Origin of the sequence: Campylobacter sp. RM19073 (assembly GCF_024723495.1) — a bacterium.
In the GTDB taxonomy this organism is placed as follows: domain Bacteria; phylum Campylobacterota; class Campylobacteria; order Campylobacterales; family Campylobacteraceae; genus Campylobacter; species Campylobacter porcelli.
On record NZ_JANQCT010000006.1, the window covers coordinates 45,683 to 69,063 of the forward strand.

The window sequence follows — 23,381 nt, forward strand, 5'->3', positions numbered from 1 at the left end:
AAAGCTTTTAGCTAAGGCTAGTTAAATAATCAAGCCAAATTTAACCAAAATAGCCACGCAAGCAGCAGCGATAAGCCCAGCAAATCCACCAGCGACCATATCATCGCTCATTACACCAAGGCCGCCTTTGAGATTGCGATCTAGCCTGCCGATGATACTAGGCTTAGTAATATCTAAAATTCGAAAAAACACAAAAGCCAAAACCACGCTAATCCAGCCAAATTTATCTATCTCAAACTGCTCCCAGCTAGATAAGGCTATAGATATAGCCACCCATACCCCAGCAACCTCATCAATGACTATAGAGCTATCATCGTGGGTGCCACTTTTAGCCTCATAAGAGTCAATTATGCTAATACTAGCTAAAAATAGCAATATACTAGCTAAAAATAGCGTCTCAAGCCCAATATAATAATATATCGCCACTCCAACTATAGCCCCAGCTAAGCTCCCCCAAGTCCCAGGTGCTGGCCGCAACAATCCAGAGTAAAAAAATGTTACAAATAGCTTTTGCATTTTCATCCTTATGTAAGTGAAGTTGTCTGATATAATCCCATTAGATCTAGATAAAAATCATTTTGGGTGCGCTCTTCTAATAGCCCAACATTTGGGAATAGATCATTACAAATTTTTTGGAAATTTTCAAATCTATTTGGAAATAAGGTGCTTAATATCATAGCTGAAATCTCCTTTCGCATTAAAATAGCAGGAGGCAAAATCCCACTAAATAAAAGCTCTTTTAAAGTATCGGATTTATACTTAATATGGTGGTGCTGACCATGCGGACAAGTCTTAGTGCTTACAATCGTGCGACACTGGTTACAATAGACTAATTCAGGCATAACTATAAGCTCTATATCTAAATTTTTTGTTACGCTATCTAAGATTGTATTTGGCTGATTATGGTCATAAAACATTCCAATACCGCCATGATTTTGCCCTACTACTAGCTTTGTCGCACCAAAATTATAAGCAGCTAAGCACTCTAAAACCGGATTTATATGATTGCTAAATAGATATGTATTTTCAAATGGCACCACTATAACACGCTCACTAGGCAAGAAGTTGCTTATAAAATACTCTAGCGTCTTTAGCCTTAATTTAAAATCCAAATTTCGCCTATTTTCAAGCGTGCAAATTAAGAAAATTATAGTAATATCCGCCTTATCAATAGTCATTCTAACTAATCTTTCATGAAGTCTATTAAATGGATCTGCTGTGAGCATTAGAGCCGTTACCTTTTGATAATTCTTCTCTTTTATGGTATCTAGAACTCTTTGTTTAATATTAGCTAGTGAGTTATCATAAATTTCAAATTCCCCACTTATAGCATATTTGCCTGTTTTATTATCATCGCTAAACTCAATCTCCCTAGCAGCAAAGATGCTATTATGCGAATTTTCTAGCTTATAAACTGATGAGACTATCATATGCCCCACTATATTACCATTTAGAGCAAATTCTAGCTTTTGACCTTGCTTAACTGATCTAATTATAGCTTGATTGCGTCTGCCAAATGGTGCAAATGTATAAGCATACGGCATAGGCTCACCTCTAAAATAACCCGTTTGATGGACGATTTTAGCCTCATTTTCATCCATAAGCCTTTTGAATTTGCCTAGAATTTGGTTTTTGATTAGGCTTAGTGTGCCATATGTATCTTGATTTATATTTATAATGTTATTTTTGTCTATAGATACCATGCTTTTTTCTTCTTTCCCATATTGATTTGCGTGATATTCCAAGCTTTTTTGAAATTTCAGTATCTGGCAATATATCTTGATATAATAAAATCATCTGCTTAACATACTCATCAATTGATAAAATATCACTCATAGTAGCAGCTCTAGAGTGGCTTAATACCATAAAATTATATCCTGCATACTCCTTTTTGCCATGGATAATAACTGGCGAGTTTTTAAAGTAATCAAGTAAGCTCTCTTGAAGTTTTATATCAAGTTCATCTATATTTCTAATATATAAAAAGCTCTTTGGCAACAAGGTCTTAACATCAAATCCAACCCTAGCATCTACAATCTTACAATTAAACCCACTCTCCTTAGCATATGAAAAGGCAAATCCATCGCTAATTTGAATTTTACTAGAGCTAATAATTAGTGGGAGCTTTATCTTTTTATAATCCAAATTTGCTGGTTTATTGCTTAGCATTGCGGATTCTAGCATAATATCATAGGTTTGATTTAGCATCTCATAACGCTTAAATGATTCAAAAAATTTAATCTTTCTAACTAACTCTTCTATCATAAATGGCTTTTGGATATAATCACTCACCCCAGCCTTAATAGGATTAGATACAGTATCAGAGCTAATATAGCTAATTAATAAAATTATAATTGAGCTTTTGTGATTTTCTATAACTTTATAAAATTCATTTGAGTTAAAGCTTGCTGATAGCAATACCACATCATATCTATCTTCTCTTAATGCCTCAAAGGTATGAGTAGCAATCTCACAGCTATAGCCAAATTCAGATAGCTTACTGGCGATACTTTGAGCTAGATAAATCTCATTTTCTACTATTAAAACTCTCATAGTCTAGTCCAATCAAAATATTTTAAATTCGCATTTGCTATGACTGCTACACCCTCTCCACGCCCTGTAAATCCTAATTTCTCGCTTGTAGTGGCTTTGATATTTACTCTAAATCTGCTTAGTTTCATCACATCTGCTAAAATTTTTGCCATCTCATCTTTATATGGCGATATTTTAGGTTGTTCGCAAATAATAGTCAAATCCACATTTACAATATCAAATCCAACAGAACGCACAAACTCCACGCTACGCTCAAGCAAAATTTTAGAGTCAATGCCTTTAAATTTCATATCATTATCTGGAAAGAGCTGACCAATATCAGGCGCACTAGCCGCCCCTAAAATCGCATCACAAAGTGCGTGGATAGCCACATCGCCATCGCTATGAGCCTTAAAAGCCTTATTAAATGGCACCTTAATCCCACCTAAACTCAAATAATCCCCATCGCAAAAAGCATGCACATCAAAGCCATTTCCGCAAAAAATATCAGGTGAAGGCGGCTTAAGATTAATAAGCTTCAAATCATCTTTATAAGTAAGCTTTCTAGCTCTCTCATCACCACTAACATACCAAACCTTACCGCCAATAGCAGCTATAGCTGAGCTATCATCTGTGTAAATTTTATCGCTATTTAAAGCCTGTTTTAATAGCTTGGTTTTAGAAAGTTGCGGGGTTTGAATTCGCTTTAACTCATCTCTATTTATATACTCACTACCATAAGCAACTGTGTCGCTGACTTTTAGAACTGGCACGATACAATCAGCCAAATTCGCATTATCTATCAACCGCTTTATCAAAGCTTGGCTTATATCCACTCTAGCTATATCACTTACCATAACATAATCGCTATTTATATGATTAAGAGCGTTTTTAAGGCTCTCTTGCCTAGTGGCGCCACCTTGGATGAATTTAATATTAGTAGCGAATTTGGACATATATTCGCACTCATTACTAACTACAATAATCTCTTTGAAATTATAATTTGAGCTTATGTTTCTAGTCGCTTTTAGCCACAATGGGGTATCGCCGCTGCGTAGCCACTGCTTTTTAACAGGCAGTCCAAACCTTGTAGAGCCTCCCGCACCTAGCATTATTAAAGATATATCAATCAAAATAGATCCTAAATTTAAAATTATGTTACGAAATTATACATTTTTTTTAATTTCATTTGACTGAAATGAGAAGAAAATTTAATCCAAATTTAGCCATTTAATAGCCAAAATTTAGATATTATCATCTATAAATAGGTTAAATTTGCTTATATATCTTACTTAAAAGATATGTTTAAGATATATTAAATTTAACGCTTTGAAATGTGTAATCTCTTCCCAGTCTATACTCTTAAGGATAAATTTGTAACACTTAGATTAAAATAGCAAACTAAAATAAAGAAAATTTAAATAAATATATTTAAGAGTTGTTTTGTATTTAATTATATATTGTAAAATTTCACTTTCAAAAGCTTAAAAAGGATAAAAAATGAGAAAAGAGTGGTGTCAAGAACGCCAAAATGACCCTACTCCAACACAGATGTATTATGCTAAAAACGGCATAATCACCAAAGAGATGGAGTATGTAGCAAAAATAGAGAGGCTCGAAGCTAGTAAGGTTAGAGATCTAGTCGCAAGTGGAAAACTCATAATCCCAGCTAATATCAATCATCATCATCTAATCCCAATGGCAATAGGTAGAGCCGTAACTTGTAAAATCAACGCCAATATCGGCTCAAGTGCGATAATTAGCAATATAAACGAAGAGATAGAAAAGCTAAATGTATGCTTAAAATATGGAGCCGATACCGTTATGGATCTAAGCACTGGCGGGGATTTAGATGCTATCAGAAAAGCTATAATAGCAAATTCAACCGTTCCAATTGGCACTGTGCCAATATACCAAATCATTCACGATATTAAAGATTTAGACAATCTCACACCGCAAATTATGCTTGATTGTATCGAAAAACAAGCCAAACAAGGCGTAAGCTACTTCACTATTCACGCTGGATTTTTGCTTGAGTTTATGCCATTAGTGGCTAAACGAAAAATGGGGATTGTCAGTCGTGGTGGAAGCTTGATGGCTAGCTGGATGATGAAACATCATAAAGAAAATCCATTCCACACCGCCTTTGATGATATATGCGATATATGTGCTAAATACGATGTCTCTTTATCCTTAGGCGATAGTTTGCGTCCTGGTTGTTTAGCTGATGCAAGTGACGCAGCACAAATGGCAGAGCTTAAAGAGCTTGGAAACCTAACTAGAAGAGCATGGGCTAAAAATGTCCAAGTAATGGTAGAAGGCCCTGGTCATGTGCCATTTAATCAGATTGAATTTAATATGAAAAAGGAGCAAAGGCTTTGCGACGACGCTCCATTTTATATCCTTGGGCCGCTTCCAACTGATATAGGTGCTGGATATGATCATATCACAAGTGCTATTGGTGGGACTATGGCTGCGTATCACGGCGCTAGTATGCTATGCTATGTAACACCAAAAGAGCATTTAGGTCTGCCAAATGCCAAAGATGTAAGAGATGGTATCATAGCTCACAAAATCGCTGCCCACTCAGCCGATATAGCCCTGAATAGACCAGGGGCAATAGATAGAGATCACGCTATGAGCGACGCTAGATATAAATTTGAGTGGAATAAACAGTTTGAGTTAGCACTTGATCCAGATAAAGCAAGAGAACTTCACGATGAGAGTTTGCCTCAAGATGTCTTTAAAGAAGCTGAGTTTTGCTCTATGTGTGGGCCGAAATTTTGCGCTTATAAAATAAGTCAAGAGATAGCCAAAAGTAGCTGTGAGAGCTATCCAAAAGAAGATGATACAAAAAATATATAAAACAAGGAAAATTTACGCCGCTACTATCTTAATCATTTTAGCGGCGATCTCAATTTTTTTAGCCACTTTTTTAGCTGATTTTGGTATCAGTGCTTTGATAATTGCTGTGATTTTAGGAGCGCTTTTAGCCAATACCAGCAAAAAAAGTGTAAATTTAGTAGCTAGAAGCGGTATTTTAGGCATATCTACAAAGCAAATTCTAAGACTTGGAATTATCTTATATGGCTTTAAAATCAGCCTTGATGATGTGCTTAGTATCGGTTATGCTGGTGTTTTGAGTGCTTTTATCATTGTTTTTAGTAGCTTTGTTTTTGGATATTTTATATGCCGTATTTTTGGCATTGATAAGAAACTTTCTGTATTGATAAGCTCTGGATCTAGCATTTGTGGAGCGGCTGCTTTAATGGCTACTCAAAGCATAGTAAAAGCATCGCCAAATGCTGTTGCTATCGCACTTTGCTCGGTTGTGGTATTTGGTAGTTTGGGTATGTTTATCTATCCATTTATACTTAGTGGGATTGATAATATAAAGGCTGGTTTTATAATCGGTGCTAGCTTACATGAAGTAGCACATGTAGCAGGGGCTAGTGCGTATGATGTAGTAGCTGCCAATAACGCAATAATCATCAAAATGCTAAGAGTGCTTATGTTAGCCCCATTTTTGATAATCTTAAGCCTTGCAAGCGGCTTTTTCTTAGGAGAAAAATCTAGTGTAAAATCGAATTTTCCATATTTTGCTCTATGGTTTTTTGTAGCTCTGTTTTGTTCTGGATTTATAAATCCGCAAATTAAGGAATTTATATCTTTGGTTGATAATTTCTTACTTAGCGTTGCTATGAGCGCACTAGGACTTACAATCACCAAAAAAGCACTGAAAAATGCGAATTTAAAGGTATTTATAGCCTCTAGCTTGATATTTTTATGGCTTATTATTTTGGCTTTTGTTTTAGCAAATTTGCTATTTTAACCCTAAATATCTAAAAAATTTTTTAGTATCCTTTTGCCCTGCTCTTGTAATATAGACTCAGGGTGAAACTGCACTCCATAACAACTATATTTTTTATGTTTTATAGCCATAATAACCCTTTTATTCTCCGCTTTTATATACGCTAAGGTATCAAATTCAGATATGTTTTCTACGCATAAGGAGTTATACAAAGCGATTTTTAGTGGCTTTTTCACCCCTTTAAAAAGTGGGGATTTTTTAAATTCACACTCCACTTTTACACCGTGAAAAGGGCGAGGCATACGGATAATATCAGCACCAAAAGCTTTGGCTATACACTGCTGACCTAGACAAATGCCTAAAATTTTCTTTTTATCCCCAAGAGCTTTTATAATATCCATACAAACTCCAGAATCATCAGGCGTGCCAAATCCAGGCGAGATGATAATTCTATCAAATTTTTTTGCGTATTTTATGGCTTTTCTAGCTTTGGCAAAATCATTTTTTACTACCTTAACCTTAGCACCAAGCTCTTTTAAATAATAGACTATATTATAAGTAAATGAGTCATAATTATCTATCAAAAGCACCCTCATAGCTCTACCTTTATAGCCCCACGAAGTGAGTTTATAGCATAAATTTCCTTAGCTTTATATAGATCTTCTAAGCCCAAAATACTCTCTTGGATAATGCCTAAATCTAGCAATTTACCCCGTAAAGTCCCAGCTAACATACCACTTTGTAATCTTGGCGTTAAGAGTTTATTATTTAAATTTAGCACGATATTTGAGCGATTTCCTTCGCAAAGTTCATCTTTTTCATTTAGATAAAAAATATCAAAAAGCCCATCGCTTATAATTCGCTCATCTCTTAAGGTGGTTTTGTGATACAATAGATCATTTTGAGAGTTTAAACGCCTTTGGCTAATGGCAATTTTATTAGAATTGATGGGTTGGATTTGAGCTTGAGTAAGGCTTAATACTCCATTTTGGCTTAATTTTAATCTCACAAGACTACCGCCACTAGGGCTTAACCCAGCAAAAATCTCTTTAAAATCAGCAATACTCTCAAACCCATTTTTACCACTTACCACGCCGATAATATCGCTTAATTCAATCTTGCTATCATCTTTTTTAAACTCCATATCAAGCTCTTTTGGTATTTTAAAGCCTAGTAATTTAGCACTATTTAAAATTCTCCCCAAATGCCTTTGAAGTAAAAAAATCCCATCATCACGCAAAAGCATAGTCTCAAACAAGTCAAATTCCATCTTAGGGCGTAAAAAGCTACTTTTTAGCTCCAATTCAGCAAATTCATCATCACATTTTGAGTCCCACACCACGCCACTACCAACGCCATACCTATAATACTCCTGCTTAGCTACTCTCTCAAGCGTCCTAATTGGAACGCTAAATTCCGCCCTTTTATGGCTAATCACTCCCATCGCACCGCAATAAACCCCACGCTCCCTATCTTCTAAACGCTTTATAATACGCATTGTAGCTAGTTTTGGCGCACCAGTAATTGACCCACAAGGAAAAACCGCATCAAAAATTTTACTTAAATTCTTTCGTTTAAGCTTAGCTTTGAGCGGAGAAATAGCTTGGAATAAGCTCTTTAATTTGATGATTTTCATCGGTTTTTTCACTCGTAAAGAGCCAATTTTGATAATTTTACTCATATCATTTCGCAATAGATCAACTATCATCAAATTTTCACTTCTATTTTTTGGATCATTTCTAAGCTTATTTTTTAAAGCCTTGTCTTCGGCTCTATTTCTGCCTCGCTTTATCGTGCCTTTCATAGGTGCGAAGGTGATTTTCTTGCCTTTTAATTTAAAAAATAGCTCTGGCGAAAATGATATTATCTCACAAAATTCACTCTTAAAATATCCTAAATATTTACTCTTTTGCCTACTTAAAAGACTAGAGATAATCTCCTTGCTACTTGATTTGCTAAATAGCTTTAATTGGCTTGTGAAATTTATCTGATAACTATTGCCACTAGCTAACTCATCTTTTATCTGTTTAAAACAAGAGCTATAATTATCATAGTCTAAACCTTCTAGAATTTGCGGATAAAAAAATGGCTTAAATACTGAAAATTCCTGCGTATCATCAAGCTTAAATTCCCTTTTATTTACATACCCTTTAAAGTGCGCTACTGGATAGCTTGAGCTATTATCATAAAGCTCATAAACCACATATCCTACAAAATATAGATTTTTTGCCTTTTGCATAGATTTTAAAGCAAGGTCAAACTCATCTTTATTAAAGCAGATAAATTCGCTTTTTAAATCATCATATAGATACTTACCAAAAATACTAAAATCACTCATACATTTCTCTTTATAATTTAAAAAATTTTAGCCAAAAATTTATAATTTTTAGATAATATAGCTCAAATTTAAAAAGGACTAAAAATGGATGAAAAAATTTTAGAAAAGCTACAAAGCGTAATCTACCCAGGCTTTAAAAAAAGCATTGTGGAATTTGGCTTTGTCAAAGCAACAAGCCCAAAAATCATAGTCGAAATCACCTCAGCCAAGCCTGAAGTCGCCACCACAATCAAAAGCGAGATTGAAAAGCTAAATTTAGGCAAAGAAATAGAGATAATCGCCCCAAAACCACAAACCCAAAAATCAAACTCACAAAGCGGTAAAAATATCGCTCCGCAAATTAAGAATTTTGTGATGGTAAGTAGCGGTAAAGGCGGCGTAGGCAAATCCACAACTACCTTAAATTTAGCCATTAGTCTAGCTAAACAAGGCAAGAAAGTGGGGCTTTTAGATGCTGATATTTATGGTCCAAATATCCCAAGAATGCTAGGAGTTCAAGGCAAACAACCAGAGGTCATCGGACAAAAATTAAAGCCACTTCAAACTCATGGAATTGAGGTGATGAGTATGGGTCTTTTGATAGAAGATGGTCAAGGGCTTATGTGGCGTGGAGCTATGATTATGAAAGCCATAACTCAGCTATTAAATGAGGTTGAGTGGGGAGAGCTAGATGTGTTGCTTCTTGATATGCCTCCAGGGACTGGCGATGCACAAATCACTCTAGCTCAAAGCGTGCCAGTAACAGCTGGAATTTGCGTTACAACTCCGCAAACAGTCGCTCTAGATGACTCCGCTAGAAGTCTTGATATGTTCGAAAAGCTCCATATTCCAGTGGCTGGCGTGATAGAGAATATGAGTGGATTTATCTGCCCTGATAATGGCAAAGAGTATGATATATTTGGCAAGGGTGGAGCTGATGCTTTAGCTAGTGAGTATGATACCACGATACTAGCCCAAATTCCTATAGAACCATCTGTTAGAATAGGTGGTGATAGCGGAAGGCCAGTTAGCTTTTATGAGCCAAATTCAATTAGCGCTAAAAGATATGAAGAGGCCGCTACAAAGCTATGGGAAATCATAGAAGATATAAACGCAAATGGCGGTGCTGATAACTCAGCCATTCAGCCTGATATGAGTAGATCAGCTTGTCATTAATCAAATTTAAAAGGATAAAAAATGAAATACAAAGAGATCACAAACGAGAGCATTGCTAAGCTTATGGAGAGCTTTTATGAAGCTATTAGAGAAGATGAGAGCGGTCTTGGCGAGATATTTAATAACAAAATCGGCACAAGCGAAGAGGCGTGGGACGCTCATAAGGCTAAGATTGGTGAATTTTGGAAAGGGATGCTCATAGGTCAGAGCGAATTTAGAGGCAATCCTATGCAAGCTCATATGAATCTTGATCCATTTCCGCCTGAATATTTTGATAATTGGCTAAATTTGTTTAAAGAGAGCTTAGATAGCATTTATGAGCCTGAAATTGCCGATATGATCTTAATGCGTGCTCAAATGATCGCAAATAGATTTAAATCTATATTATATGCTTCATAAAAATAAAATGATTTTATGGGCGTAATTTATATTTTTTTAAGTTAAAAAATGTATAATTTCGCAATTTATTTTCAGAAAGGACTAGACTTTATGCAAACTTTTGTCGCAAATATTTTTGTTCTGTGTCAAATGTGCGTGATGCGTAGCTAATAAGTCTAGCGGTGGCTCACGCTTCCTTTAGGCTTAAGGCGGATAAGGAAGCGAGGATTAAGCCACGATTAATTCTCCAACCCAAATTTTAAACTTCCTTGTCTTTTCGTTTTGTTTTTGTCTTTTGACATTCTGCTATAGGCATTTTAGCCTCAAATTACGAAAAGGAAAATTATGATTTTTACACCATTTCAAACTAAATTTAAAGCTCTTATAGCTCTTCAAGGAGTTAAAAATGGCTAAAAAACAAATTCATTTTAACGCTTTTGAGATGAATTGTATAACACACTTAAGCCCCGGGCTTTGGCGATATCCAGGTGATGAGGCTTTGAGATATAAAGATATAGAGTATTGGCAAAATATCGCTAAAATAGCAGAAAAAGGGCTATTTGATGCGATTTTTATCGCTGATGTTTTGGGTGTGTATGATCTGTATAATAATAGTAGCGAAGCAGCCTTAAGGGGTGCTGTCCAAACGCCTGTCAATGATCCTATACAACTTGCTGCTATAGGTGCGGCGGTAACGCAAAATTTAGGCTTTGGGATCACGGCTGGAGTGCCTTTTGAGCAGCCATTTCCATTTGCTAGAAGGCTTAGTACGCTAGACCATCTAACCAAAGGGCGAGTAGGCTGGAATATCGTAACAGGATATCTACCAAGCGCCAATCTAAATATCGGCCAGAAAGAGCTACCACATGATGAGAGATACGCTCAAGCTGATGAGTATATGGAGGTTTTATATAAGCTTTTAGAAGGCTCATGGGAAGATGACGCTGTGATCTTAGATAGAGCAAGTGGCGCATTTAGCGATCCAAGCAAAATTCACCCCATAAATCACAAAGGCAAATATTATGATGTCCCTGGAATCCACATCTGCGAACCTAGCATTCAAAGAACGCCTGTTTTATTCCAAGCTGGGAATTCGCCTAGGGGATTGGAATTTGCTGCTAAACACGCTGAAGCGATATTTATAGCCCCAATAGCCAAAGAATACACAAAAGAAGCCGTCAAACAGGTTAGACAAGCTCTTATAAAAGCCGGTCGTGATCCATATAGCGCTAAAATTTATGTCTTAGCCACTATAATCACAGATAAAACGCAAAAATTAGCCGAAGCTAAATATAAAGATCTTTTAAGCTATGTAAATTTAGAAGGCTCTTTGGTACTCAACTCTGGTTGGCTAGGGGATAATTTAGGCAAATACCAACTAGATGATCTAATCAACGATATCAAATCAAACGCTATGCTAGCCAAGGTCGAAGAATACGCAAAAAGCAAAACCAACGAAGGCAAACCATGGAGCCTAAGAGAGCTTATCAAAGTAACCGGTATCGGCGCCCTAGGTCAAAAGATAGTTGGCGGAGCTAAAGAGGCTTGCGATGAGCTTGAAAAATTAGTAGAGTACTCTGACGCTGATGGATTTAACCTAGCTTACGCCACTACGCCTGGGACTTTTGAAGATGTCGTGGAGTTTATCGTGCCTGAATTACAAAAAAGAGGCTCATATCAGCTAGAGTATCAAAGTGGTAGCTTAAGAAATAAGCTTTTTGGTAAAGGCGATAGGCTAAGTCAAGCTCACATAGGCTCAAAATACCGCTTTAATGGCGAATTTTGGGGCAAATAATAGCTAATTTGAAGGAGAAAAAATGCTTTATAATGATTTAAATGATGGAATTTTCATAATACACGAAAATCCCGAATGGATACCACCTTTTAAGGAGGCTTTTGAAAAAGCTGGAGTTAAATTTGGCGAAATTCTTTTGACAGATGGGGGCATTGATTTAACTAAAGCTCCACCAAAAGGGGTCTTTTGGAGTAGATTAAGCGCTTCATCACATACAAGAAATAATCTATACTCAAAAGAGTATGGTAGGGCGGTTTTAGCGTGGCTGGAGGCTTATGGTCGCCGAATTATTAATGGCTCTAGCGTACTTGAGTTTGAAGTAAGCAAGATTAAGCAATATCTAGCTTTAGAGAAATTTGGCTTTCGTGTGCCAAAGACTATAGCTGTGTTTGGTAAAAATGATTTAATAAATAGGGCTAAGGATTTACAAACCCCTTTTATCACAAAGCACAATCAAGGTGGCAAGGGGCTTGGAGTGCGTCTTTTTGAGAGTTTAGAAGAGTTTGATAGATATGTAAATTCAGATGAATTTGAGCAAGGTGCTGATGATATAACCTTACTTCAAGAGTATATCCGCTCCAAAGAGCCATTTATTACTAGAGTTGAGTTTATCGGTGGCAAATTTCACTATGCGGTCAGAGTAGATACTAGTGGCGGGGCTTTTGAGCTTTGTCCGGCTGAGGCGTGTGAGATAGAAAACAGAGCAAAATTACCTCAAATTGCTGGTGGGGCTTGTGATGTTGGCTTTGCGAATAAATTTAGCCTAAGAGAGGATATAACGCATAATTTTCCACTCGTTCAAAAGCTAGAAGAGTTCTTAAAGCTTCATAAAATCGAAGTGGCTGGGGTTGAGTTTATCGAAAATAGCAAGAATGAATTTGTAATTTATGACATAAATACAAACACGAATTACAATAAAGCTGTAGAGCAAAGCAAACGAGCAAAAAATGAGCTTGGTGCTGCTGATAGGATAGTTGAGTTTTTAGAAAGCGAATTTAAAAAGGAGATAAGATGAAATTTGGATATTGGACGCCAGTTTTTGGCTCTTGGCTAAGAAATGTCGATGATGATACAACGGCTTGCTCGTGGGAATATATCAAAAATCTAACCCTAAATGCTGAGAATTTAGGCTACTCCCTTACGCTGGTGCCAGAATTATATCTAAATGATATAAAAGGGCAAAAAGCCCCCGCTTTAGATGCTTGGGCTATTGCAAATGGCTTAGCGGCGATCACTTCAAAGATTGAAATTCTAGCCGCACTCCGCCCACAATATCATCAAGTAGCTCTTACAGCTAAGAAAATTGCCACTTTAGCCCAAATCTCAAACAATCGCTTTAGCATTAATATGGTATCAGCGTGGTGGGCTGAAGAGGCTAGACAATATGGCATAGACTTTGATAATCACGATGATAGATACGCTTTGACAGAGGAATATACTAATGTTTTGCGTGGATTTTGGAGCAATACGCCATTTAATTTTAAGGGGAAATATTTTGAATTCCAAGACTCATACAATGAGCCAAAGCCTAGCTCTTTGCCTTTAGTTTATGCTGGTGGTGAGAGCGAACAAGGCAGAGCCTCAATCACTCGCTTTGCAGATAAATACCTAATGCACGGCGGAACTCTTGAAGAGATTAGGGCTAAGATAAAGGATATGAATGAAAGAAGAGACAGAGCCAATTTAGAGCCATTTAAGGGCTTTGGAATGGCGGTTTATGTGATCTTAAGAGATAGTGAGGCAGAGGCTAAAAAGGAGCTTGAGAGAATTATCAATATAAAAAATTGGAGCGATTATGAGAATTCATATAATAATTTTACTGGTAATTCAAATTTAGATGTCGAGATCTCTAAAATGGAATATAGCGTCTCAAATCGTGGATTAAGAGCAAATTTGATAGGCACGGCTGAGCAAATCGCTGAAAAATTAAGAGCTTATGAAGAGGCTGGATTAAATCTAGTGATAATACAATGCGCTAATATGAAAGAGGAGCTTGAGAGAATAGCTAAAGAGCTTATGCCGCTACTTCGCTAAAGCCTTAATCCTTTGCTTGTTAGCAAAGGATTACTCATAATTAAACTCGAAATAATTCTTGCTTTTAAATAGCTCAAACATCTCAATAAAGCGCCTAAAATCAAATTCGCAATTGCTATAAATGCTATATTTCATCCCTAAATATGATATGGTGTGAGCGCTATCACAAAATCCAGATTTTTGATAAAATTTACTTCGGCGAATTCTTTGATCTATATCATCAGCTTTTGGGTCTAAATACTCTATTTCTAGGACTATTTGATTGAAATTTGAGTTTAGAATATCTAGAATTTTACTACCATAGCTACAGCCTTGAAACTGCGGCCAAATCGCCAAAAAAGCCAAATAGCAAAGCTCTTTATATAGATAAAGTGCTGCGTAACCTATGAATTTACCACCATCATAAAAGGCAAAAATTTTCAAATTCTCATCACTAGCCATGACTGGATCTTCTAAATTTATTGGGGCCAATAGCTCATTTTGTGGGAAAACCTCTAAATTTAGCTTTAAAATCTCCTTAAAATCATCACTATTTCTATTAATAATTTTATACTCCAAACTCACTTGCAAATCTCCTTAAAAAGCTCATTTATCGCACTCTCAAGCATATTATATACATTTTGAAAATCCTTAGCACCGCCATAATATGGATCTGGAATTTCAGCCCCATCAAGACCAAATTCCCCCATCAAAGCCAATTTACTGCCAAGATTAAGGCGTGAGATATTAGCATAATTTTGCCTATCCATAGCTATAATCAAATCAAATTTACAATCACTCCTATCAATTTGCCTACCTCTTAGCATAGATATATCTACTCCATTTTGTCTCCCAACCATTATAGAACGACTATCTGGCGGCTCTCCTATATGATAATTACTAGTTCCAGCTGAATCAATCAAAATATCCAAACCACGCTCTTTAGCTACCTTTCGCGCGATGCCTTCAGCTAACGGAGATCTGCATATATTACCAAGACAGACAAATAAAATTGATTTAACCATTAAGACCTCTTATATTTTGCTTTAAAATATCATTTATTTGATAATCTTTGCTTTAGCACTTAAATGCTCTATTTTTAATTCATAAATATTGATTTTACTTAGCAAGCCAATTGCCGCAGTATCAAAATAGTCCATATAATTTAGCGTATATTTTTTACATAATAGCTCCAAAGCTTTTATCTTTTGACTCTCATTAGTAACTTCATAAGCCTTAGTTTTGGCTATGGCACTTTGATATTCAGTAGTAAAAACCCTACTCCCAAGCTCACTAGTACTATCTTTGATACTCTCACAAAACTCATAACTAGGCGTGGGAACTCTATTTTGACTAACAGCGACTAGCTCTACGATTTTACCATCTTTATACAATCTAGCTTTTGAGCCAGTTTTTGCTCCGTGGATATAAATAATCATACCATCTCTAGCTATAGAAATAGGGATACTAAATATCTCATTATTTTCATCTACACAGCTAAGAGTCGCATACAGACACTCATCGATAATCTTCAAGGCAATCTCTTGATCTAATTCACGATCACTTCGACGCATAATTATCCTTTGATTTTCTTCTCTTTTAGATAGATCTCTAATCTCTCAGCATTTAAAATCTCATCAAATTCGCTTTTACTTCTATACTCTTTTTCTATATTAAACTCTTCTACGCTCTCAAGAAATTTTTTAAAATCAGGATTTTTATCGCTTAACTCACTCATCACAGAATAATCCAATCTCTCTCTAAATCTCGCCCTAGCCAAAATCACACTCTCATCGACATTTTGTGAGCTTAAACTTACAATCCCTATACCAAATGAATAGCTAAGGCGCTTGATTAAATCCATAAGCTCCTCATCGCTCTCATCGATATCAAGCGCAACGAGATAGCCCTCATTTGCCCAGCTTGAGTTACTCACAGCTTGAAAGTAATACTCTCTAAAATTGCCAACACTAAGATGCTTTTTCATCTCAAAAGCGTAAATTTTAATCGGCAAAGAGTCAAATTTGCCTATAAATCTATTTAGCTCTTTTTGATAATCCTTATACTCAAAACTCACACCAACTATATCTGGATATAGCCATTTGTCTGCGCCTTTTTGGGATTTTTTGCTACTTTCGTGATAAATCGTCTTTGTATAGGCTTTAAAATTCTCATTAAAAGAGACAAATCTACTTAAAAGCGGATGCAAATCCCTTTCGCTATAAGAAGTTTTTGGCTCTTTTATCTCGCTATTTTTCTCCATTTGAGCTTCTAAATTTATAACTTGATTTTTTAGCTTTATAAGCATAATAGGTTTTGTAGCCACTACTTCAAAAATGCTATCTGCTTCTTTAACATTCATATAAATAGCAGCTCCAAAACTCTGCCACGGCGTTTTGCCATTTAAATTCAGCTCTTTAGTAAGCCCCATTTCATTTGCTATATGATACATTTTAATTGGATTTAACGCCTCTTTTTTACGCTCTAATACTTCCTTTGCCACCTCTATAATAGATTTTGCCATTAATACCTTACTCCATTTTGTTTTAAAAAATCTCTTAAATCATCATATTCGGAGTTTGTAAAATACCGCCATTTCCCCTCACCTAATTGATCTAAACTAACCCTACCAAAGCTAACTCGCTTTAGATCCATAACCTCTAAATCAAAATAGCCAAAAAACCTTCTTAACTCTCTATTTTGTCCCTCATTTATGATGACTTTTAGCCTTGTATAGCCACCGCTTTGGCTTATAATTCTATAGGCTAAAAATGGTTTAAATTCCATTGAAATTTGCTTTGTTTTAGCGTGAGCTCCTTTAGTAGCATCCTTAGCGAAAAAGCCTTCACGCATCGCATTTATCACTTGTTCTGTGATATTGCCTTTAATTTTTAGGTAGTATTCACGCTCTATATCACTATCCATAAGAGCTTGGGCAATCGCAGGAGCGTCAGTCAAAAGCAAAAGCCCCTCACTAGCAAAATCCAACCTACCGATGCTAATAAATTTAGAAAATCCCCGTGGCAAACTATCATAGATAGTCCTTCTGCCACGATCATCTCTTTTGGTTACTAGCTCGCCTTTTGGCTTGTTATAGACTATGACGCTAAATTCTTTTTTGAGTTTAACTAGCCTTGAGCCGATTCTTACCTTATCGCCATCTTTGATATCGGTTGATAAGTCGCTTATAATTCGCCCATTTATACTGACCTTACCAGCCTTGATAAGCTCATCAGCCTCACGGCGTGAGTAGTTTGTATTGTGTGAGATAAATTTATTGATACGCATTTTTATATACTATCCTTAAAATAAACAAGTTTCATTTTTAATTCTTTGAACGCTAAGCTCACAATAGTTATTATCTATCTCTAAACCTACCGCATTTCTCTTTAAATTTGAAGCCTCTAAAATAGTAGTTCCGCTACCGCTAAATGGATCAAAAACACACTCACCTACATAACTAAAAAGTTTTATACAACGCCTTGGAAGCTCTCTTGGAAACGGAGCCGGATGCCCTATTCTTTTTTTGCTTTCTCCATTAAAACTCCAAAGCCCATTTGTCCAACTTTTAAACTCGTCTTTTGTAATATCGTTTTCGCCTTTATAGCTCTTTTTCCATTCATTTTTATACAAAACAACAATAAGCTCAACAGGCGCAATAACATATGGTGCGGAAGCAGAAAGCCAACTTCCCCACGCTGTCCGTCTAGAAATATTTCCTTCATTCCAAACTATTGTACTATGATATTTCCATCCAGCCTTTTTGGCTATTTGAGTTAAATCTGCTCCTATTGGCTTTTGTCCGCCTTTATTTTTATCAAGTGGAATATTCAAACAAAATCTAGCTCTATCCTTTGCCCAAAAATAGCAATTTTCAAGCCAATTTTTAGAAAATTCTAAGTATCTTTCATATTCTAAATTATCATTATTTGAATTATAAGCAATATCAAGATTATAAGGTGGCGAAGTAATACCAAGATCAAAAAATTCGTCCATGAAATTACTTTTTTTAGTGGCGTCTGCTTTAAAAAGTTTCAAATTTTCTTTTTCAAAAAATAACTTCATAATAACGCCTTTAAATCATTAATTAAATCATTAATACCTTTTATTTTTTTACTTTTATCAAATTTATCCCTAGCAAGATAAATTCCATCTAGCTCATACTCCATAACAACACGGGATTTTCTATTGCCTTTAAAGCTAATCTCATCATCATTATCTGGTGTAACCATAAAAACTTTAATATGTTTTGTAATGCGTTGACTTGATAATTTTAACTTCCAATAAGGTGTTTCTGTATAACGCTCACGAAAAGAATTTTTAACGGATAAAATAGCTAAAATTTTAACTTCCGGAATTGCCTTATAAATAATGATATCACCATCTGGCAAAAGTGAAACAGAACCAAAATCAACTAGAATTTTGCGTTTTACCTCATCTAATTCATTTTTTAAATTTGTTTTTCTAAGTATTTTATCATTTGTGATTTTAAGATTATTTTTTATACAAAAATTATCTACTAAAATTTCAATTACAACTTCTAAACTTCGTCCTATAACGCTAACCCAGCTTTGCCTTGCTTTAATAACTGCATCATCTCGCAAAATATGATTTTGTCTAAATTGAGCTATTTTTTCTTTATAAAAGCTTTCTTTTTCTTGTTCAAAAAAATCTTTTAAATTTACAAAAGCATCTTCCCCAAATTTGGCATAAAATTTTCTGAAATTTTCTCCAATTTTTTCATGTGATTTTAGAATTTTATCCATAATACTACAACCCTAAACTAGTTAGATCATGGATATGTAAGGCTCCAATTGGTTTTTTCTCTTTGGTAACAATTAGAATTTGGATTTTATACTCTTCGATTAGCTTTAAAGCATCATAGGCTAGGGTATTTTCATCTTCTAGCACTTTTGGGTTTTTGGTGGCAAATTTGATAGCCTTGTCATTTATATCGAAATTCTCACTACTCAAAGCACGCCTTAAATCCCCATCACTCAAAATCGCCACTAACTCCCCTTGCGAATTCGTTAATAACACGCTTCCAAGCTTGCCATGAGTCATAGAGTCTATAGCAAATTTAAGGCTAACCTCATCGCTAACGATAGGTAAATTCTCTTTTCTCATTGTATCGCTAACTTTTAGATAAAGTCTCTTGCCAAGGCTCCCACCAGGATGAAACATAGCAAAATCCTCTTTTTTAAAGCCTCTTAATCTCATCAAACAAACAGCCAAAGCATCGCCAAAAGCCAGAGTCAGCGTAGTAGATACAGTAGGCGCAGCATCAAAGGGACATGCCTCACGAAGAATATTAATATTTAAATTTACGCTACTTAAATTCGCTAAACTTGAATCGCTTTTTGATATGCCAATTATAGTGATATTACGCCTTTTAATATGCGGAAGTATAGCAAGAAGTTCGCTACTTTCGCCACTATAACTAATAGCCAAAACCACATCGCTTGTGCTTATCATACCAAGGTCGCCATGCATAGCCTCAGTCGGATGGATAAAAAAGCTAGGCGTTCCAGTGCTTGCTAGGGTTGCGGCGATTTTAGCACCTATATGGCCGCTTTTACCCACGCCAGTTACGATGAGTTTGCCAGTGCAGTTATATATCAAATTTACCGCCTTCTCAAACTCACCACCGATCAAATTCGCTTGACGCTCTAGCTCTTTGGCTTCTAAATTTAAAACTTCTCTTGCTATATCTATAATTTCCATAATCAAACTCCAAATTCTATTGCTAAAATCATAATTTCACCCCAAAAATTGGGGCTAATCTCACATTAAATACACAACCGGTACGATTGTTGGGTATTTTTTGAGTTTTCTAAATATATGTTTTCTGATAACTTGGCGAATTTGATTTTCTAAAGCTCTTTGGTCATTTAGCATATCATTTTTAACATTAGTTAAAAATTGCAACAATATCTCTTCAAGCTCCTTGCTTAGGCTTCTTGTGTGTCTTTCGCTTACTAAACCATAGCTAATAACCCTATTATGAATCAAGGTTTTAGCACTCTTATCAATTTGAGAAATTATAGTTACAACCCCAGCTTCAGCTAACTTTTGGCGATCGATTACTACATCATCTGCTATCTGCTTGTTTATCTGATTATCGATAAATACTTTACCCGTTTTTACCGTTTTTACTCTTTTAATGTGACGCTGACAAACCTCAACTTGATCGCCATCGCTCATTAAATAGATATTTCTCTCATCGATCCCACAGCTCATAGCGGTCTCTTTATGCTTGAGTATGTGGTTATACTCGCCATGAACTGGAAGGAAAAATTTAGGCTTTATAAGCCTTAGCATAAGCTTTTGCTCCTCTTGGGCTGCGTGACCGCTTACATGAATTTCGCTAAAGTCTTGATGAGCCACACTTGCTCCGCTTTTGAGTAAGAAATTTAAAATAGTTGATACGCTAGTTTCATTTCCAGGGATCGCTTTTGAGCTGATGATTACTTGATCGCTTGGCTTGATTTTGATATATTTATGCTCATCAGTTGCCATTCTATATAGAGCACTCATAGTCTCGCCTTGGCTTCCTGTAGTTACTATTAAAACCTCATTATCTGGATATTTGACTACTTCATTTGCATCTATGAAAATTTTGCGATCTAAATTCACATATCCAAGCTCGATTGCCGTCCAGAGATTTCTCTCCATACTTCTACCTATGACACAAACCTTCCTTCCATGCTTGATACCACGCTCAATGGCTTGATAAACCCTATGAATATTTGAGCTAAATGTGCTCATTATCACCCTACCCTTAGCTGTGGCAAAGATAGAATCAAAGGTCTTACCCACGCTACTTTCACTCTTTGTAATTCCATCTTTATAGCTATTTGTAGAATCACTTAATAAGCATAAAACACCACGCTCTCCATAATATGCTAAGCGATTTAAATCCGTTGGATAGCCATCGATTGGGGTGTGATCGATCTTGAAATCGCCTGTGTGGATTATAGTTCCAGCCTTTGTAGTGATAGCTAACGCACTAGCATCGATTATAGAATGAGTGATATGTATAAGCTCAAATTCAAATTCCCCAAGCTCATAGACCTTGCGTTTTTCAATCGGGCGAAAATAACTTCTAAAAGACTTTAGTCCATGCTCTTCAAATTTATTGCTTATCATCCCTAATGGAAGTGGAGTAGCATAAATTGGGAATTGAAATTCTTTGAAAAAATATGGCACCGCACCGATATGATCTTCGTGTGCGTGAGTGATGATAATGCCTCTAATCTTATTTTTAATCTTTCTAACATAATCAAAATCTGGCACCAAAATATCCACACCATGCATACTCTCAGTCGGAAAGCTCATACCAATATCGATGATTATCGCATCGTTATTTGTCTCAAATATCGTCATATTTCCACCGATTTCACCAAGCCCTCCAAGTGGAGTTATAGTGATTTTATGCTCGGCTGAATTTAGATATTTCAAAGGCTCAAGACGCAACTCATGGCTAGCCTTATTTGCCTCGATAGCGGCTTTCATATCCTTTTGCCACTCTTCATTTCCGCTGATTTTGACTGTAGGATTACTATTTTTACGCCGTTTTTTAGCTTTTTTGGTTTGATCTTTTGCCTCTGTGGTTGGCAGATCTGAATTTACTATAGCTTGATTAGCTTCTTTTTTTAAGTTATCTTTATGATTGCGGTATCTTCTTTTTTTGCTAGGCTTCTCGCCTAGAGTTTGGGTATTCTCTTCGTTCATTTTTGGCCTCTTTAAATAGTTTTAAATACAAGGCGACACAAAGCTCATGCGGACGAATACTAAGTGGCAAATTCTCCCTAGCTAAAAAGTCTTGTATAAAACTTTTTGAGCTAAAGGTGGATAAATTCTTTAATAGAGTTTTACGCGGAGCTAAGAAAGCAGATTTTAAAAACCTTTCAAATTCTAAAGTATCAAATCCGCTTATCAAATCCCTATCTTTGATAATCCTTATAACCGCAGAGACTACCTTAGGCTGCGGATTAAACGCAGTTGCAGGCACATCAAAAAGCAACTCCACATCGCCTTTTATTTGAGCTAGGATTGATAATGCGCTAAACTCGCTATCACCTGCCTTAGCACTAAATTTCAAGGCCACCTCTTTTTGAATCATAACAACAAGCCCCTTGCATCTGCTATCACTAAGCGCCTTTAAAATTATATTTGTCGCTACATAATATGGCAAATTCGCAACCAAAAAATAGTCTTGCCTAGCTATCTCATCCCATGATTTAAGAGCATCGGCATTGATTATTTTTAGCTTTTGCTCTGAGATCTCACTAGCAAATTTATCTAGCAAAATCTCATAAAGCTCGCTGTCAATCTCAAAACACTCGATTTTCCCACTAAATTCTATAAGCTTTTGTGTTAAATCACCTAAGCCAGGCCCAATCTCTACAATCCTATCTAAATTATTGGGAATCGCTTTGATGATTTTAGCTTTTATACCATCATCAATTAAAAAATTTTGACCAAATTTCTTTTTTGCTTGTATCATAGTTGGCCATTTTAGCTAAATTTGACTGAATTTATAGTAAAATAAAAATAAAAAGTCGCAAAAATGAGAAATTTCGCAAAAAGAATTATACCTTGCTTAGATGTCAATAATGGAAGAGTTGTAAAAGGGGTTAATTTCGTAGGATTAAAAGACGCTGGAGATCCAATCGAAGTAGCCAAAAGATACAATGATGAAGGTGCTGATGAGTTATGCTTTTTGGATATTACTGCTAGTAGTGATGGTAGAGATACTATCGTTCATGTGGTAAAAGAGGTCGCAAAACAGCTATTTATCCCGCTTACTGTGGGTGGTGGAATTCGTAAAATAGATGATATATCCAAACTTTTAAATGTAGGTTGCGATAAAGTTAGCCTAAACTCATCAGCTGTAGATAATCCAAATTTAATATATGAAGCTGCGAAAAAATTTGGCTCTCAATGCGTTGTAGTCGCAATCGATGTTAAAAAAAATAGTAATGGTAGCTACAATGTATTTGTCCATGGTGGTAGAAAGGATACTGGGTTAGATGCGATAGAGTGGGCGAAAAAAGTTTATGATCTAGGTGCTGGAGAGATACTTCTAACATCGATGGACGCCGATGGGACAAAGGCTGGATATGACCTAGCTATAACATCAGCTATATCAAATTTAGTCCAAATACCAGTTATCGCAAGTGGTGGAGCTGGAACTATGGAGCATATCTTAAAAGCTTTTCAAGCTGGTGCTGACGCAGCTTTAGCAGCTAGTATATTTCACTATAAAGAGATTGAAATTTTAAAATTAAAAGAGTTTTTAAAAGCAAATCAAATTGGGGTTAGAATTTAAATATGGCTATAAATTCTAGCTTAAA

Annotated in this window: 24 protein-coding genes; 8 read left to right on the forward strand and 16 right to left on the reverse strand. The window is 35.9% G+C overall.

Annotation, left to right across the window (positions count from 1 at the left end; genetic code table 11):
• Positions 1-21 precede the first annotated feature (21 nt).
• The 4 genes from CSUIS19073_RS03705 to CSUIS19073_RS03720 are packed head-to-tail and all read right to left on the reverse strand — an operon-like array spanning position 22 to position 3,665.
• A complete protein-coding gene (locus CSUIS19073_RS03705) occupies positions 22-516 on the reverse strand; it encodes a phosphatidylglycerophosphatase A family protein (RefSeq protein WP_086242392.1) in 495 nt (164 codons plus the stop codon).
• A gap of 8 nt (positions 517-524) precedes the next feature.
• Entirely contained in the window at positions 525-1,703 is a 1,179-nt protein-coding gene (locus CSUIS19073_RS03710) for a sulfate adenylyltransferase (RefSeq protein WP_086237513.1), read from the reverse strand.
• Complete coding sequence (locus tag CSUIS19073_RS03715) at positions 1,681-2,553, reverse strand: response regulator (protein WP_086237514.1); 873 nt, start codon at positions 2,551-2,553, stop codon at positions 1,681-1,683. Before CSUIS19073_RS03715 ends, CSUIS19073_RS03710 begins: the two co-directional genes overlap by 23 nt.
• Complete coding sequence (locus tag CSUIS19073_RS03720; protein WP_086237515.1) at positions 2,550-3,665, reverse strand: bifunctional 2-C-methyl-D-erythritol 4-phosphate cytidylyltransferase/2-C-methyl-D-erythritol 2,4-cyclodiphosphate synthase; 1,116 nt, start codon at positions 3,663-3,665, stop codon at positions 2,550-2,552. Before CSUIS19073_RS03720 ends, CSUIS19073_RS03715 begins: the two co-directional genes overlap by 4 nt.
• A 367-nt stretch (positions 3,666-4,032) precedes the next feature.
• Here CSUIS19073_RS03720 and thiC point away from each other — a divergent pair, with 367 nt between their 5' ends.
• Together thiC and CSUIS19073_RS03730 are read left to right on the forward strand one after the other, a co-directional pair.
• Positions 4,033-5,397, forward strand: coding sequence for a phosphomethylpyrimidine synthase ThiC (thiC, locus tag CSUIS19073_RS03725; RefSeq protein ID WP_086242393.1), 1,365 nt, complete (start codon positions 4,033-4,035; stop codon positions 5,395-5,397).
• Positions 5,378-6,364, forward strand: coding sequence for a YeiH family protein (locus tag CSUIS19073_RS03730; protein ID WP_086237517.1), 987 nt, complete (start codon positions 5,378-5,380; stop codon positions 6,362-6,364). The genes thiC and CSUIS19073_RS03730 overlap by 20 nt, the downstream gene beginning before the upstream one ends.
• Before the next feature lie 2 nt (positions 6,365-6,366).
• Here CSUIS19073_RS03730 and CSUIS19073_RS03735 read toward each other — a convergent pair whose 3' ends face one another.
• The gene (locus CSUIS19073_RS03735) at positions 6,367-6,939 is read right to left on the reverse strand and encodes an anthranilate synthase component II (protein ID WP_086242394.1); all 573 of its coding nucleotides are present in this window, start codon (positions 6,937-6,939) and stop codon (positions 6,367-6,369) included.
• Positions 6,936-8,681, reverse strand: a complete 1,746-nt coding sequence (locus CSUIS19073_RS03740) for a bifunctional chorismate-binding protein/class IV aminotransferase (RefSeq protein ID WP_086242395.1) — start codon at positions 8,679-8,681, stop codon at positions 6,936-6,938. The genes CSUIS19073_RS03735 and CSUIS19073_RS03740 overlap by 4 nt, the downstream gene beginning before the upstream one ends.
• Before the next feature lie 84 nt (positions 8,682-8,765).
• On the opposite strand from CSUIS19073_RS03740, the gene CSUIS19073_RS03745 reads away from it, so the two are divergent.
• From CSUIS19073_RS03745 to CSUIS19073_RS03765, 5 genes are all read left to right on the forward strand, one after another.
• On the forward strand, positions 8,766-9,836 hold the full coding sequence (locus CSUIS19073_RS03745; RefSeq protein WP_086242396.1) for an Mrp/NBP35 family ATP-binding protein: 1,071 nt from the start codon (positions 8,766-8,768) through the stop codon (positions 9,834-9,836).
• Between the two features lie 21 nt (positions 9,837-9,857).
• Complete coding sequence (locus CSUIS19073_RS03750; protein WP_086242397.1) at positions 9,858-10,235, forward strand: group III truncated hemoglobin; 378 nt, start codon at positions 9,858-9,860, stop codon at positions 10,233-10,235.
• Positions 10,236-10,620: 385 nt separating this feature from the next.
• Complete coding sequence (locus CSUIS19073_RS03755) at positions 10,621-12,009, forward strand: LLM class flavin-dependent oxidoreductase (RefSeq protein ID WP_086242398.1); 1,389 nt, start codon at positions 10,621-10,623, stop codon at positions 12,007-12,009.
• 22 nt (positions 12,010-12,031) lie between these two features.
• Positions 12,032-13,024 carry an ATP-grasp domain-containing protein gene (locus CSUIS19073_RS03760; RefSeq protein ID WP_086242399.1) on the forward strand — a complete coding sequence of 331 codons (993 nt, stop codon included), beginning with the start codon at positions 12,032-12,034 and terminating at the stop codon, positions 13,022-13,024.
• On the forward strand, positions 13,021-14,043 hold the full coding sequence (locus CSUIS19073_RS03765) for an LLM class flavin-dependent oxidoreductase (protein WP_086242400.1): 1,023 nt from the start codon (positions 13,021-13,023) through the stop codon (positions 14,041-14,043). Before CSUIS19073_RS03760 ends, CSUIS19073_RS03765 begins: the two co-directional genes overlap by 4 nt.
• 30 nt (positions 14,044-14,073) lie before the next feature.
• Here CSUIS19073_RS03765 and CSUIS19073_RS03770 read toward each other — a convergent pair whose 3' ends face one another.
• Genes CSUIS19073_RS03770 through rsmA form a run of 10 tightly spaced genes read right to left on the reverse strand, consistent with a single transcriptional unit; the run spans position 14,074 to position 22,531 of the window.
• Positions 14,074-14,607 (reverse strand): GNAT family N-acetyltransferase, encoded by a 534-nt coding sequence (locus CSUIS19073_RS03770; RefSeq protein ID WP_086242401.1) that lies wholly within the window; start codon positions 14,605-14,607, stop codon positions 14,074-14,076.
• Complete coding sequence (locus CSUIS19073_RS03775) at positions 14,604-15,047, reverse strand: low molecular weight protein-tyrosine-phosphatase (RefSeq protein WP_086237526.1); 444 nt, start codon at positions 15,045-15,047, stop codon at positions 14,604-14,606. Before CSUIS19073_RS03775 ends, CSUIS19073_RS03770 begins: the two co-directional genes overlap by 4 nt.
• A 33-nt stretch (positions 15,048-15,080) precedes the next feature.
• Positions 15,081-15,596 carry a pyridoxamine 5'-phosphate oxidase family protein gene (locus CSUIS19073_RS03780; protein WP_086242402.1) on the reverse strand — a complete coding sequence of 172 codons (516 nt, stop codon included), beginning with the start codon at positions 15,594-15,596 and terminating at the stop codon, positions 15,081-15,083.
• Between the two features lie 2 nt (positions 15,597-15,598).
• Positions 15,599-16,546, reverse strand: a complete 948-nt coding sequence (locus CSUIS19073_RS03785) for an HTH domain-containing protein (RefSeq protein ID WP_086242403.1) — start codon at positions 16,544-16,546, stop codon at positions 15,599-15,601.
• Positions 16,546-17,310, reverse strand: a complete 765-nt coding sequence (locus CSUIS19073_RS03790; RefSeq protein WP_086233589.1) for a pseudouridine synthase — start codon at positions 17,308-17,310, stop codon at positions 16,546-16,548. The genes CSUIS19073_RS03785 and CSUIS19073_RS03790 overlap by 1 nt, the downstream gene beginning before the upstream one ends.
• Positions 17,311-17,325: 15 nt before the next feature.
• On the reverse strand, positions 17,326-18,087 hold the full coding sequence (locus CSUIS19073_RS03795; protein WP_086242404.1) for a DNA-methyltransferase: 762 nt from the start codon (positions 18,085-18,087) through the stop codon (positions 17,326-17,328).
• Positions 18,084-18,788 (reverse strand): BsaWI family type II restriction enzyme, encoded by a 705-nt coding sequence (locus CSUIS19073_RS03800; protein ID WP_179187603.1) that lies wholly within the window; start codon positions 18,786-18,788, stop codon positions 18,084-18,086. The genes CSUIS19073_RS03795 and CSUIS19073_RS03800 overlap by 4 nt, the downstream gene beginning before the upstream one ends.
• A 4-nt stretch (positions 18,789-18,792) precedes the next feature.
• Positions 18,793-19,749 carry a KpsF/GutQ family sugar-phosphate isomerase gene (locus CSUIS19073_RS03805; protein ID WP_086242444.1) on the reverse strand — a complete coding sequence of 319 codons (957 nt, stop codon included), beginning with the start codon at positions 19,747-19,749 and terminating at the stop codon, positions 18,793-18,795.
• A 57-nt stretch (positions 19,750-19,806) separates the two neighbouring features.
• The gene (locus CSUIS19073_RS03810; protein WP_086242405.1) at positions 19,807-21,756 is read right to left on the reverse strand and encodes a ribonuclease J; all 1,950 of its coding nucleotides are present in this window, start codon (positions 21,754-21,756) and stop codon (positions 19,807-19,809) included.
• Positions 21,716-22,531, reverse strand: coding sequence for a 16S rRNA (adenine(1518)-N(6)/adenine(1519)-N(6))-dimethyltransferase RsmA (gene rsmA, locus CSUIS19073_RS03815; protein ID WP_086242406.1), 816 nt, complete (start codon positions 22,529-22,531; stop codon positions 21,716-21,718). The genes CSUIS19073_RS03810 and rsmA overlap by 41 nt, the downstream gene beginning before the upstream one ends.
• A gap of 63 nt (positions 22,532-22,594) precedes the next feature.
• Here rsmA and hisF point away from each other — a divergent pair, with 63 nt between their 5' ends.
• On the forward strand, positions 22,595-23,356 hold the full coding sequence (gene hisF / locus CSUIS19073_RS03820; RefSeq protein WP_086237532.1) for an imidazole glycerol phosphate synthase subunit HisF: 762 nt from the start codon (positions 22,595-22,597) through the stop codon (positions 23,354-23,356).
• Positions 23,357-23,381 lie beyond the last annotated feature (25 nt).